We start from the raw sequence: 13,970 nt of genomic DNA, 5'->3' as shown, positions 1-13,970 counted from the left end.
ATTTCTATTAATGACAGAAAATGAAATTTCATACATCGTTCGTAAATGTGTTTTCAATGTATATAATCAGTTAGGACCTGGTTTACTTGAATCTGTATATCAAAAAATAAATTTTAATACCTCCAATATTCTGGACAATATAAAGAGAGTGGTAAATAACTTATAATAAATAATTAGATTACATTAATCTGCTAAATCAAACAAATCCGCGAGAGCAAAAAAGAGTCTCGCAGATTATCCAAAAAAGAAAAATTAAAAAATAAATAAATCTATATTTAAATCTTATGAGAAGAAAAATAGTTGCAGGAAACTGGAAAATGAACAAAAATGTAATTGATGCACAACAATTAATGATTCAGTTACTAAGCTATAAAAACAACAATGCTACAAACTGTGAGGTTTGGATTGCTCCCCCTGCATTGTATTTGATGATGGCAAAAGACGTTTTTGAAAAGGATGAAATCGGAGTATTTTCTCAGGATATGAGCGAGCATGAAAGTGGCGCCTATACGGGTGAAATTTCTGCAGACATGCTGGAATCTATTGATGCAACCGGATCACTAATCGGGCATTCTGAAAGAAGACAATATCACGGAGAAACAGATTCTCACTGTAACAGAAAAATCAAATTAGCTCTTGATAAAGGGCTTATTCCTGTTTACTGTAATGGAGAAACTCTTGAGCAGAGAAAAGCAGGACAGCACCTTGAGGTAGTAAAAAATCAGACTGAAGTAGCTCTTTTCACACTTTCTGCTGAAGAGATCAAAAAAGTAGTGATTGCTTACGAACCGGTTTGGGCTATCGGAACAGGAGAAACAGCAAGTCCGGAGCAGGCTCAGGAAATCCACGCTCATATCAGAAATATTATCGCTTCAAAATACGGACAGGAAGTTGCTGACGAGGTTTCTATCCTTTACGGAGGTTCTGTAAAACCAGACAATGCTAAAGAAATTTTCTCTCAGCCGGATATCGATGGTGGTCTTATCGGAGGAGCAGCTTTGAAATTAGAGGATTTCTCTAAGATTATTGAAGCTTTTAATTAATATAAAGGATTTATATATCATCCAATAAAAAGCGGCGGAATCTTTGATTCCGCCGCTTTTCCGTTAAAAAAATCTAATTATTGAATATCGACTACATACATTGTTCCTTTGTCTACTTTACCCGTTTTAGGCAAAATTTTAGCTTTTGGATTTCCGCTTCCATCATCCACTACTCCAAAGTCATCATCATTGAAAACAGCCAGTTTATTATTTCCCAAATAAACAATTCCCTCGAATTTATCATGTTCATAGCCCAGTTTTGCTACCAGGTCTACGGCTAATGTTTTGGTAACAGCTTTTATTCCGGCATTGGTAATTTCATCCCATGAACATTGCTCTAAAGCTTTTCCGTTAATTTTCATTCCGTCCACCGCATTAATATCAGTTCCATTCACATCGGAAGCACTGCTCAGATTGATTCTGTATACTTTTTTGATTCCTCCCTGAGATCCGAAATTTCCGTCTCTTTCAATCACCAGGAATTCATTATTGCTAATGGCTGTAATATCACACACCGAATCAGAAGCTCCGCCATCCTGTTTGTATAAAAACTGCCTGGTTTGCCCTGTAATAATGTCAAAAGTGACAATTCTCGTTAAAGTAGTATTGGTAGCCAATGCTTTACTAGGAACAAACATCATGGATTGTATGGTACCTACCAATGTTCTTCCGTCCGGAGTGATACAAAGTCCTTCCATTCCTCTGTTGGCCCTTCTTTTGGCTAAAACAGCAGGCAGTTTTCTTGGTCCTGTATTTACGCCAACAGGGCTTATTCTTTCCATCTCGATTCCATCAGCACTATAATGTACGATATGTGGACCATATTCATCAGAAACCCAGAATGTACCATCAGCAGCAGCAACAATACTTTCGCTGTCAAGACCATATTGATCAGTACCTAAGACATTTCCGGAAGCATCATAAGCAATTTCTCCCGTACTTCCCATTCCTGCAGGATTTGGAAGTCCTGTAATAGGTTGTCCGGATGGATTTTTAAGTTTAATATATTTGATGACCTCTACATTTCCGTCAGCATTGATTTTAAAATGCATAATGGTTGGAGTAAAATTAGGAGCAAGAAACTTTTTCCCATTCTGGAAGTCGGTATTAGGCCCTCTGTCTGTAATGACATAGAATTCGCCTTTTCTGGTAGGATGAGCGGCTGCTCCGGAACCAAAACCTCCGTTGATAACATCCACTCCGTTTATTGTAGCCAGTTTTGTAAAGGGAAACTCCTGAGGGAATTTGGAATAATTAATATCCTGATTAATTATGGTGGTATCATCATCACTTTTACATGAAGCCAATACAGCCAGTATACTCACAGACCATAGTAATTTTTTCATATGCTATTTTATGGCTGCGAAAATAGAACTTGATTGTAAACTGATCTTGAATATAATGATAATTGTTTTTTAACAATAGAACAGACAGAAGCATTGAAAATAAATAAGAAACGAACTTATTTAAAAATAAAAAACCAACAATCCCGCCAAATTATTAATCAAATTGAAAATCAACTTTTTAAAGGTAAATAATTCACAAAACAGACTTATCAATTTATATGATATATTTGCAGCGTTTTAAGGCTGAACAATGTTCATTAATAGGGAATCAAGTGAGAATAATATTCAAATCTTGGGCTGTACCCGCAACTGTAAACTGTTTAAACTTACTGCACGAAAAACCACTGGACGTGAAAATCCGGGAAGGAAGCTGTAAGATGTGAGCCAGGAGACCTGCCGTAAAACACTAGATTCAGAGAAAGAATTATTTCTCCTCTGAAGATAAGTTTCGGGAATAAAACTTTAAATTAATTATATCATGAGGAAAATCTATCTTTTTTTCTTACTGCTTTGCATGCAGCTATTGTCGGCCCAATTCACAGAAAACGACATTAAATTTTGGGTAGGAACAGGTTCTAAAAAAGCGTATTTCATTGCAGACTTTAATGATGACAGCACTCCAAATTCTTATGCATGGGGATATCGTTTTGACGGAAATGGTTTAACCATGGAAGACATGATTACTGCTATTGCCGCTGCAGAACCTAAAATGGAAATTGAAATACCATCCGGATTTCTGTACAGTTTAAATTACAATCATCATACTCCTAGTCTTGACGACTATTGGTCTACCTGGTCAGGAAATACTCCATCAACTATGGCATTCAATAATGGTGTGAACAATGATCTTTTAGTGGACGGAAGATGGTATGGAGCTTCTTATAGTTTTTCCCCTCCTACAATACCTTCCCCACCAGTTGCAGCCTACAGTTCTGCTTGGTTTACTCCTTCTCAGGTTACGAACTGGGTGGGAACAGGAACTAATAAAAGTCTTGTAGTTATTGATTTCGGAACTGATAATACCAACGGAAATGCCAATTCTTTTGTTTTTGGAATTAAATATAACGGAAGTATAACAGCTGAACAGGCGTTACAACTGATCCAATCTCAAGCTTCTTATTTTAACTTCACATCAGCAAATAATCAGATTGCTAATTTAGCATTGAATTCCTTTGCTGGGAATACTTCCGGATCAGACAGCTGGAAATTGTATAAAGGAAAAGATCTATCAAGCTGGCAAGCAAAAGCCAATCTTTCTCAGATTCAACTGAGTAACACTGATTGGTTTGGATTGAGTTTCGGGCAAAGAAGACCATTTACTCCAACCGAAGCACAGCTTACTTTAGGGGTTTCTTCTGTGACAAAGAAAAAATTCAGTGTTTATCCAAACCCGGCAAGTGGTTTTATTCAGATTGAAACGGCTGAGAAACTGAAAGAAGTGAATATTTATTCTGCTACAGGACAGAAAGTAATGACTTCACAGTTTACTAAGATTGATATTCATTCTTTAAACACGGGAGCTTATTTTGTGGAGATTAAAACAGCTGAAAATACGACAATACATAAGATTGTTAAGAAATAGAGAAAGCGTCTTGAGACGCTTTTTTTGTGGGGATATAGGTAAAATAGACTGTTAAAACCACCCCGTCAAAAATTCTTTGAATTTTTGCCACCCCTCCAGCGGAGGGGAATTCTTGCGTCTTCAGTTGAAACTTTAATTGGGATTGTAATTTTTCTCCCACATCTGTTCTTGGATCATTGTGGCTGGATTTCCACGGAATGACAGAATTGAAATGGTTGTCTATCCATACAGTTTGTCATTCTGCAGGAATCTAAACATTTAAAAATATAACCCAACAAAAAAACCGCACCAGATAAGTGCGGTTCTCATGATTTTATCATCAATTATTTTTTCTCTGTAGATCTTTGTAAAACCTCATCTACCATTCCGTAGCCTTTAGCTTCTTCAGAAGTCATCCAGTAATCTCTGTCAGAAGATTTTTCTACCCACTCATACGTTTGTCCTGAATGATGACCGATGATTTCATAAAGCTCCTGCTTCAATTTCAACATCTCTCTCAAGTTGATTTCCATATCAGAAGCAACTCCCTGAGCACCTCCTGAAGGCTGGTGAATCATAACTCTTGAGTGCTTAAGCGCAGAACGTTTTCCTTTTTCTCCTGCAACCAATAATACAGCTCCCATTGAAGCAGCCATACCTGTACAGATTGTTGCTACATCGGGCTTAATGATCTGCATGGTATCATAAATACCTAAACCTGCATATACACTACCACCAGGAGAGTTGATATAGATCTGAATATCTTTCGAAGGATCAGCACTTTCTAAGAATAAAAGCTGAGCCGTAACAATGTTTGCTACCTGATCATCAATACCTGTCCCAAGAAAGATAATTCTGTCCATCATCAGACGGGAGAAAACGTCCATCTGAGCAACGTTTAATCTTCTCTCTTCCATGATGTACGGAGTAAGATTCGTTGGGCCATACATTCCCATATACTGATCGGTAACTAAACCGTTGTTTCCTAAATGTTTTACAGAGAAATCTCTGAATTCTTTTTTAATGTCCATATTTCTATTATGTATTATTTTTAAAATATTCTCGAAGTTTAAATTACAATATTTATTCCTAAAATTTTATAGGACTTTTTGTCACAGAATATAAAAAAACTGACTTAAAAATTATCTTTTTCTACCATAGATTCCTTTGATAGGTGAATATTCGATGATATTACTCAATCGCATGGAAGCCTGTTTCAATAATGTAATTTTCTTGATAAGCTCATAGTACTTTCCTTCATCAGTATCCCTGTACACATCCAGCTCTTTATCTGTTTCTGTAATTAAATAATCAATATATCTGTATTTGTGCAGCAAAACATCTCCCTTGATCTGATCTGCCACTTTATCACCATAATTGGGAGGATAAATGTTTCTGGAAGCCCAGTTTTCAAGCTCATCCAACGGGATCAGTGCGTCTACAACCTTTGTGGTAATTTCTTCGTCCATAAAAGATACAAAAAAGTTTCCACTTCTCAACTCATCTTTTTGAATCCCTTCCCTTACCTGAGTAATAATGATTTCATTGCCTTTAACTAAAAATGCATACTGCTCTTCTTCAAAATGATGAAGAATCTCCTCAATTACAGTAATCTGATATTCTTCTCCCTGTTCATTTCTACGTTTCAAAATAATATCTCCAAATGCCAACATGTGTTCAACAAGTTTATTCTCCATGAACAGTACATCATACAGAAAAGGATCTTCTTTTTTCTGATCCAAAGGCACAACTTCCATTTTCGGAACGGCTGTTTTCTCTTTCTGCTGCTGTTGAACATGATGCGTTTGATTCTGTGTGATCTGCTTCTGAACATCCAGTTCATTGAAAAGACTCTGCTCAGAAAGTCCGAATTTATTGGAAACTTCTTTAAGATAAACCTCTCTTTTCAGGGCATTTTGTACGAAAGAGACAGATTTCACAATATCTCTGATTGCTTCAGCCTTTTTAATCGGATCATTTCCGATATCTCTCAGGAGAATTTCCGCCTTGAAGTCGATGAAGTCCATCGCTTCATTTTCGATGTACTTTTCAACGTAATCCTGCGGGTGTTTTCTGGCAAAGGAATCCGGGTCATCTCCATCCGGGAAAAGCAAGACACGGATGTTCATTCCCTCAGTCAGCAGCATATCAATACTTCGGAAACTGGCTTTGATACCGGCATTATCACCATCAAAAAGAATCGTTACGTTTTCCGTAAGCCTTTTAATAAGTTTGATTTGTTCTGTCGTCAAAGACGTTCCGGAACTTGCCACTACGTTTTCGATTCCGGACATATGAAGGGAAATCACGTCCATATATCCTTCCACCAAAAGACAAGCATTCTTTCTTGAAATAGCCTGCTTACTCTGATTTAATCCGTAAAGAACATTGGATTTATGATAGATCTCCGTTTCCGGGGAATTAAGATATTTTGCAGTTTTAACATTGTTCTTAAGAATCCTTGCTCCAAAACCTAAAACCCTGCCGGAAAAACTGTGAATAGGGAAAATAACCCTTTCTCTGAAACGGTCTACGCCTGCAGGAGTATTTTCAGGAAAAATAGAAAGTCCGGATTTTTCAAGAATCTCTTTAGTATATCCTTTTTCCAGGGCATAAGCCGTGAAAGCATTTTTCTTCTCCGGAGAATATCCAAGCTGGAATTTCTTAATGATATCATCCTTCAATTCCCTTTCTTTGAAATAAGAAAGACCTATACTTCTACCCTCCTGATCATCCCAAAGGATCTCCTGAAAATAAGTATTGGCAACCTCATGGATCTTATACAAGAGATCTTTTTCAGTCTGGGCATTTTTTGCTTCTTCAGAAATTTCACGCTGATCTTCTTCAATTTCAATTCCGTATTTTTTTGCAGCGTGGCGGAGTGCTTCAGGATACGTAAAGTTCTCAATTTCCATAAGGAAAGAGATCGCTGTTCCCCCTTTTCCTGTGGAGAAATCCTTCCAGATCTGCTTACTGGCAGAAACTACAAAGCTGGGAGTTTTTTCGTCATGGAAAGGACTGAGTCCTTTGTAGTTAGACCCTGCTCTTTTCAACTGCACATATTCGCCCACAATCTCTTCAACGCGGATTGTGGAGAATATCTTATCAATGGTCTGTTTGGAAATCATGGTGTAAAATTAAGTATTTTTATGGAAAAGTTGGATGGGTTGGAGAGTTTCAGATACAGGATATGGGGTTCGGGTTTCGAGGTATTGGGTTGGAGGGTTTGAGAGTTAGAGGGTTTTAGGGTGCGAGAGTGTTTGAGGAAAGAGTTTCAAGATTCAATTTATCGAGGGTTGAGAGTTTTAGAGTAAGAGGGTTTTAGGGTTAGAGAGTGGGAACATTTTGGGCTCGGGATAAGGAGATTTTTGGTAGTAGAGTTTGAATGTGTAGGAGTTTAACTCATAACTTATAATTCATCATTCATAATTAATAACTTCCAGCTTCTAGCTTTCAACTGCTAACTTCTAACTTCTAACTTCTAGTTTCTCATTTAAAACTCATAAATCATTATTTTTGCAAAACAAATTAGTATATGCAGTTCACTATCCATACAATCGAAGACTGGCAGGAAGTTGTTGACAACATCATTCCTCAATTACAACATAATATTCTTTTATTAAAAGGAAATCTGGGAGCAGGGAAAACAACATTTACTCAATTTCTGCTTAAAAATATGGGCAGCAATGATGAAGTCAACTCTCCCACGTATTCTATTGTGAATGAATACAATACAGAAAAAGGAAAAGTGTATCATTTTGATCTTTACCGCCTGAAAAACATTGAAGAAGTGTATGATATCGGTATTGAAGAATACCTGGACAACTCTTTTTTATGCATTATCGAGTGGCCGGAAGTGTATGAAGAGGAGCTTTACGGTCTTAACTACCATACAATGAGCATTGTGAATACGGGTGAAAACAGAGAAGTTTCATTCGAGTAAATATTATGTATCTTTGCTCATTAATTGAGTGTAAAAAACAATCTGTAAGACATAATTTAATTTAAGGATGAGTACAAATATTTTTACTCCTTTCACAGAAGAAGAATTAATGCCGAAAGAGGAAAAATTGGAGGTTATAAAGAAAGGAAAACAGTTCAGTATTGGAATTCCTAAAGAAACCTGTCTCAACGAAAGGAGAACCTGCATTACTCCTGACGCCGTACAGGTGTTGGTAGAGCACGGTCATGAGATCATTATTGAAGCAGGGGCCGGAGAAGGTTCATTCTTTACAGATTTACAATATTCGGAATCTGGAGCGAAGATCACCAATGATCCTAAAGAAGCTTTCGGGCAGGATCTTATCCTGAAGGTGAATCCTCCTACGGAAGATGAAATTGAGTACATGAAACCTAATACATATCTGGTTTCGGCACTTCAGATCAACCTTAGAGACAAGGATTATTTCTTAAAGCTTGCAGAGAAAAAAATAAACGCTATCGCTTTTGAATTTATCGTTGATGAATACAAGCAACTGGCTTTGGTAAGATTAGTCGGGGAAATTGCAGGAACCGTTTCTATTTTATACGCCTCTGAATTATTAGCCTTATCAAATGGGTTAATGCTTGGAGGAATTACAGGCGTAAGACCTGCAGAAGTTGTAATTCTTGGCGCTGGAATTGTAGGTGAATTTGCTACAAAGGCAGCTATTGGTTTAGGAGCAAGTGTAAAGGTTTTCGATAATTCTTTATCAAAACTGAGAAGACTTCATACTATCGTTGACAGCCGTGTACCGACTTCTATTATTGATCCTAAAGAACTCAGTAAAAGTTTAAGACGTGCTGATGTAGTAATCGGGGCGCTACCAAGATTAAACATGACCCCTATCGTTACAGAAGATATGGTCATGAAAATGAAAAAAGGCAGTGTCATCATTGATATCACGATAGACAATGGTAAAGTGATTGAAACCTCAGAACTGACCACTATGGAGGATCCTTATATCATTAAACATGGTGTTATCCATTGCGGACTTCCGAACCTTACCTCAAGAATGCCAAGAACTACCACAAAGGCCATCTCGAATTTCTTCCTTTCCTATATTTTAAATTATGACGAAGAGGGCGGCTTTGAAAACATGCTGATCCGCAAAAACGAAATGAAACAGAGCTTATATATGTACAAAGGAAGACATACCAAAAAGATCATCTGCGACCGTTTCGGACTTACGTACCACGATATCAATCTTTTAATTTTCTAATGAAGAAACTGAAATTTTATGCAATAGGCTTCGTTCCGGGGCTTTTGATCGTATTTTTTATTTTAAACAAAAAAGGGGCAAGCTGCAGCGGATATTTACCGAACAGCCGTGTGATTGCTGAAAGCCTTTCCAAAGAATTCAAATATTCTGAGGAAGCTAAAAATGCAATGACGACCTACAAGATTGATGAAAAGTTTGTAAAAGACAGCATCATTACCAACGGAAAAGTAGACTTTGACCGTAGCCATGCACAGAAAAAACCATGTCCGGATTATCTAATCACTTATCCTGAAAAAAATCCGTCTTACGAAATCACTTTTGAAAAGTGTGAAGAAACCGTGACAGTAAACGGTCTTAAGAAACTTAAATAGTTTTCAAAAACGAGCTATGGATGGCAATTACTACATGATTCATGATTATCTGATATTCATCGGAGTTTTTGCCATTTTCCTGTTTCTGACAGTAAGCATTTATCTCTTCAGCCAGAACCAAAAGCTGAAACAGAGAAATACCAAATTATCAGAGACCAACAAGCTTATTGAACAGCGGCTGAATGAAGTTCGTCTGGAACATATCGGCACAAAGCTGAATCCGCATTTGTTTAAAAATATTCTGAATTCGGTACAGTCTCATGCCTATCAGACCTATATGTCACTGGATAAGCTGGCGAATGTGCTGGATTATATTTTATACGAAAGCAACAATAAGTATGTAAGCCCGAAAGAAGAGCTTAGCTTTGCTTTAAGCCTTATTGAGATTAATAAAATAAAGATCAATCCACTTTTTGACTTCAGAATCAAATCAAAGATTAATAAATCGGATGCTTTGTATGAGGAAAAGGTATTTGCCCCGCTGATCTCTGTGGATCTTATTGAAAATGCCTTCAAACATACGGATTTCCTGGCTCAGGATTCTTTTATTTCCATTTATATGGAGCTTGAAGGTGGAATTTTCACGATGAAAGTCAGCAATAAAGCATCTCTGAAAAATATTCTGGAGAAAGAGAAAAGCGGTTTCGGAAGCCAGTCTTTTGATCAAAGGCTTAAAATGATCTACAGTACGTATTACCAGCTGGAAAGAAGTTCAAAAAACGGAATCTTTACTGCAGAATTAAAAATCAATTTAGGAGAATTCTATGATAAAATGCGTTATTCTGGATGATGAATTACTGGCCATCAGTTATTTAAAACTTCTATGCGAGCAGATCGAGAATGTAGAAGTGGTAAAAGCATTCAATGATCCTAAAATCTTTCTGAACGAAATAGACAGCCTCGACTGTAATCTGTGTATTCTGGATATTGAAATGCCTGGAATGACAGGTCTTCAGGTGGCTGAGATTATTTCAGGTTCTAAAAAAATCATCTTTACAACAGCTTATAAAGAATATGCTGCCGAAGCTTTCGATTTGAATGTGGTAGATTATGTAAGGAAACCCATCAAAAAAGAAAGACTGATCCAGGCCTTCGAAAAAGCTAAAGAACTGGTAGAAAATGCGCCTAAAAAGACTTTTATCGAGTGGAATACCAATATTGGAAAAACAGTTATATTCACAGAGCAGATTTCCTATATCAAAACCTCTGAAATTGATAGCAGAGACAAAGATATTATCCTAAGTGACGGAACAACCATCGTCTTAAAAAACCTGAATTTTAAAAACCTTCTGGAAATGCTTCCCGCAAAAGATTTTGCTCAGGTCAACAAAAAAGAGATTATTGCCCTGTCTTCCATTAAAGTATTTTCAACCAACGAAATCATTACAACCATTCCTACGGAAGATCACTCTTTTCTGAAACTTCAGATCGGTGATGCCTACAAAAGCTCACTGATGGAGCTCTTCGGAAAATAAGTCTTTTCCAAATCTTTCCGGTTTCATTACAGAATATAAGTTCTTCATTACAACTCCCCTTTTTCAGTATTAAATCCTGTTAATTTTGCATAGAATTAATTGATTTTATAATGAAAAATTGTTTCTATGCTGCAGGACTTCTCATATCCGGCTTTTGTTTTTCCCAGGAAACCTCTTCAAAACTGAAGGTCTCTTTTTTTGACGGAATAGCAGTAGCCGGATATGTAGATCATGGTGCTTACCTCAACTTTACAGGGCCTAATGTAAATCTTACCCATAAAAGCGTAAAATTCATTGTTGGAATGCTTCCTTCTCTGAGAATTAAAGAAGACCATTCTTCCGGAACTAAAAACAGTCCTATTATGCCTACGCTGGGAGCAGGTCTTACTGTGGTCTATAAAAAAATAGCCTTCCAGATTCCTGCCTACTATAACACTAAGACAGCAGATCAGAATGGAAACTGGAAAATAGGCTTCGGACTCGGCTATTCATTCAAATAGATTTTATTACATTTTTTAGAACATTCATTACATTTAAAAAAAAAGAGTATTTAACATAACTATATTCTTTTCAACTTTGCATAAAATATTGGAATCATGAATTTGGGGAAATACAAAAATTTAATTTTCTACATTACTACCATCGCTGTTTTTTCTTGTCTGATGTATTATTTCATCATCGAAGGACAGACGCTGGAAGTAAAAGAAAATATTGTTGCTAACACCAGCAGCGGTTCTACCTGGGAAAATTTCCTGGAATCTTTCAAAACCAACCTTCACCATCCGCTTGCCTTATTATTGGCGCAAATTGTCACCATCATCATGACGGCAAGGCTTTTCGGGTGGATTTGTATGAAAATAAAGCAGCCAACAGTCATCGGAGAAATGATTGCAGGTATTGTGCTGGGACCATCATTAGTGGGAATGTACTTCCCTGAGTTTTCAGCTTTTCTTTTCCCAAAAGAATCATTAGGCAACCTTCAGTTTCTAAGTCAGATAGGCCTTATTCTTTTCATGTACATCGTTGGAATGGAGCTGGATCTGAGCGTATTGAGAAAAAAAGCTCATGATGCAGTGGTCATCAGCCATGCGAGTATTATTATTCCTTTTGCTTTGGGAATCGGGCTTTCTTATTTTGTATATCAGGAATTTGCACCGGATGGTATCCAGTTTACCTCTTTTGCTTTATTCATAGCCATTTCTATGAGTATTACCGCATTTCCGGTACTGGCGAGAATTGTACAGGAAAGAAATCTTCAGAAAACCAAACTGGGAACGATTGTTATTACCTGTGCTGCGGCCGATGATATTACAGCATGGTGTATTCTTGCTGCTGTAATTGCTATTGTAAAGGCAGGTTCTTTCGCCAGTTCTATCTATGTGATCATCATGGCAATCGCCTATGTGTTTTTAATGATTAAAATTGTACGACCATTCCTGAAAAGAATCGGAGACCTTCAGGCTGGAAAAAACACGATCAGCAAGCCCATGGTGGCTATTTTCTTTCTGACCCTTATTTTGTCAGCATATGCTACTGAAGTAATCGGTATTCATGCTTTATTCGGAGCTTTTATGGCGGGTGCCATTATGCCTGAGAATACAAAATTCCGTACACTTTTTATTGATAAAGTAGAAGATGTGGCTTTGGTACTTTTGCTTCCGTTGTTCTTTGTATTTACAGGACTTCGTACGCAGATCGGACTTCTGAATGACAGCCATCTGTGGATGACCGCCGGATTTATTATTCTGACGGCTGTTCTCGGAAAATTTGCAGGAAGTGCGTTGACAGCACGATTTGTAGGCATTAACTGGAAAGAAAGTTTAACGATAGGAGCTTTGATGAATACCAGAGGTCTTATGGAACTTATTGTCCTGAACATCGGATATGATCTTGGAGTTTTAAGCCCAGAAATCTTTGCAATGCTCGTAATCATGGCACTTTTCACTACTTTCATGACAGGTCCTGCCTTAGACTTTATTAATTTTATTTTTAAATCCAAAAAAAATCAGGACGAACCCCTTCACGAAAACGATTCCAAATACAGAGTTCTCCTCTCTTTTGATAAACCGGAATCCGGAAGTACTCTCTTAAAACTGGCTCACAATTTCACTCATAAAATGAATGGCAATAAAAGCATTACTGCCATGAATATTGCTCCGGTAGATGAGATGCATGCTTATGATATCAACGAGTATGAAGATTCACAATTCCAGAATGTGATTGAGACTTCTCATGACCTTAATCTGGAGGTGACTACCCTTTTCAAAGCTTCTACGGATATCGAAAGCGATCTTACCAGCATTACCAACAAAGGGCATTATGACCTTCTGCTGATCATGCTAGGGAAATCTATGTATGAAGGTAGTTTATTAGGAAGGTTATTAGGTTTTACCACCAAGATTATTAATCCTGAAAAACTTCTGAACACGGTAAAAGGTAAAGGAAACATATTCAATAATTCTCCATTTGACGATTTTACCCTTCAGATCCTTGACAAAACTAATATTCCGGTGGGGATTTTGGTAGAAAAAGATTTTAAAGCGGCAGACAAAGTGTTTGTTCCGATCTTTAACCTGAGTGATTTTTACCTTCTTGAGTATGCTAAAAGACTGATCAATAACAATAATTCACAGATTATTATTCTGGATGCTGCAGGACAGATCCGAAATAATATTGAAGTGAAAGAACTGATCAGAAGCATTGAGCAGGTAGCTCCAAACCACATCACCCTGTACAATGAGAAAAAGATTGAAAAAGAATTTCTGAATGCTCAGGATCTGATGCTGATCAGCAGCAAAAGCTGGAAAAATCTGATTGATACAAAGAGTCTATGGCTGTCCGACATCCCATCCACATTAATCATATCAAATCCATAACATAATAACACACCGATATTTCTATTTCTATTGAAGCTGTAAATATTATTCGTTGTCTGTAAAGAAAAAACGGGTATATTTATAGCTTCAATTTTTT

General features: G+C 37.1%; 13 protein-coding genes and 1 riboswitch. Of the genes, 10 read left to right on the top strand and 3 right to left on the bottom strand.

The window, feature by feature from the left end:
* Positions 1-10 precede the first annotated feature (10 nt).
* Positions 11-166: a GxxExxY protein gene (locus RAH34_RS19265; RefSeq protein ID WP_306597194.1), complete on the top strand. Its 156-nt coding sequence runs from the start codon at positions 11-13 to the stop codon at positions 164-166.
* A gap of 118 nt (positions 167-284) precedes the next feature.
* Positions 285-1,043 (top strand): triose-phosphate isomerase, encoded by a 759-nt coding sequence (tpiA, locus tag RAH34_RS19260; protein WP_062671267.1) that lies wholly within the window; start codon positions 285-287, stop codon positions 1,041-1,043.
* Between the two features lie 77 nt (positions 1,044-1,120).
* On the opposite strand, the gene RAH34_RS19255 is transcribed toward tpiA, so the two are convergent.
* Complete coding sequence (locus RAH34_RS19255) at positions 1,121-2,389, bottom strand: esterase-like activity of phytase family protein (protein WP_306597193.1); 1,269 nt, start codon at positions 2,387-2,389, stop codon at positions 1,121-1,123.
* A gap of 223 nt (positions 2,390-2,612) precedes the next feature.
* A riboswitch (cobalamin riboswitch) is annotated at positions 2,613-2,805 on the top strand.
* Between the two features lie 62 nt (positions 2,806-2,867).
* Between RAH34_RS19255 and RAH34_RS19250 the strand changes: the two genes are divergently transcribed.
* Complete coding sequence (locus tag RAH34_RS19250) at positions 2,868-3,971, top strand: T9SS type A sorting domain-containing protein (protein WP_306597192.1); 1,104 nt, start codon at positions 2,868-2,870, stop codon at positions 3,969-3,971.
* A gap of 323 nt (positions 3,972-4,294) precedes the next feature.
* Here RAH34_RS19250 and clpP read toward each other — a convergent pair whose 3' ends face one another.
* A complete protein-coding gene (clpP, locus tag RAH34_RS19245) occupies positions 4,295-4,981 on the bottom strand; it encodes an ATP-dependent Clp endopeptidase proteolytic subunit ClpP (protein ID WP_027373257.1) in 687 nt (228 codons plus the stop codon).
* A 111-nt stretch (positions 4,982-5,092) separates the two neighbouring features.
* A complete protein-coding gene (gene dnaG / locus RAH34_RS19240) occupies positions 5,093-7,078 on the bottom strand; it encodes a DNA primase (protein WP_306597191.1) in 1,986 nt (661 codons plus the stop codon).
* A 407-nt stretch (positions 7,079-7,485) separates the two neighbouring features.
* On the opposite strand from dnaG, the gene tsaE reads away from it, so the two are divergent.
* The 7 genes from tsaE (at position 7,486) to RAH34_RS19205 (ending at position 13,873) form a co-directional block, all read left to right on the top strand.
* A complete protein-coding gene (gene tsaE, locus RAH34_RS19235) occupies positions 7,486-7,893 on the top strand; it encodes a tRNA (adenosine(37)-N6)-threonylcarbamoyltransferase complex ATPase subunit type 1 TsaE (RefSeq protein ID WP_306597190.1) in 408 nt (135 codons plus the stop codon).
* A gap of 67 nt (positions 7,894-7,960) precedes the next feature.
* Complete coding sequence (locus RAH34_RS19230) at positions 7,961-9,151, top strand: alanine dehydrogenase (protein WP_114821220.1); 1,191 nt, start codon at positions 7,961-7,963, stop codon at positions 9,149-9,151.
* Positions 9,151-9,522 carry a hypothetical protein gene (locus RAH34_RS19225; RefSeq protein WP_306597189.1) on the top strand — a complete coding sequence of 124 codons (372 nt, stop codon included), beginning with the start codon at positions 9,151-9,153 and terminating at the stop codon, positions 9,520-9,522. Before RAH34_RS19230 ends, RAH34_RS19225 begins: the two co-directional genes overlap by 1 nt.
* Before the next feature lie 16 nt (positions 9,523-9,538).
* Positions 9,539-10,312, top strand: a complete 774-nt coding sequence (locus RAH34_RS19220) for a histidine kinase (protein WP_306597188.1) — start codon at positions 9,539-9,541, stop codon at positions 10,310-10,312.
* Positions 10,287-10,997 (top strand): LytTR family DNA-binding domain-containing protein, encoded by a 711-nt coding sequence (locus tag RAH34_RS19215; RefSeq protein ID WP_114821222.1) that lies wholly within the window; start codon positions 10,287-10,289, stop codon positions 10,995-10,997. The genes RAH34_RS19220 and RAH34_RS19215 overlap by 26 nt, the downstream gene beginning before the upstream one ends.
* 110 nt (positions 10,998-11,107) lie before the next feature.
* Positions 11,108-11,497: a hypothetical protein gene (locus RAH34_RS19210; protein WP_306597187.1), complete on the top strand. Its 390-nt coding sequence runs from the start codon at positions 11,108-11,110 to the stop codon at positions 11,495-11,497.
* A gap of 96 nt (positions 11,498-11,593) precedes the next feature.
* Positions 11,594-13,873 (top strand): cation:proton antiporter, encoded by a 2,280-nt coding sequence (locus RAH34_RS19205; protein WP_228411993.1) that lies wholly within the window; start codon positions 11,594-11,596, stop codon positions 13,871-13,873.
* The last annotated feature ends 97 nt before the right edge of the window (positions 13,874-13,970 follow it).

Source organism: Chryseobacterium sp. WLY505 (genome assembly GCF_030846215.1).
GTDB lineage: Bacteria > Bacteroidota > Bacteroidia > Flavobacteriales > Weeksellaceae > Chryseobacterium.
Note: the sequence above shows the minus strand (reverse complement) of the source record. Positions and strands in the feature narration are given on the sequence as shown.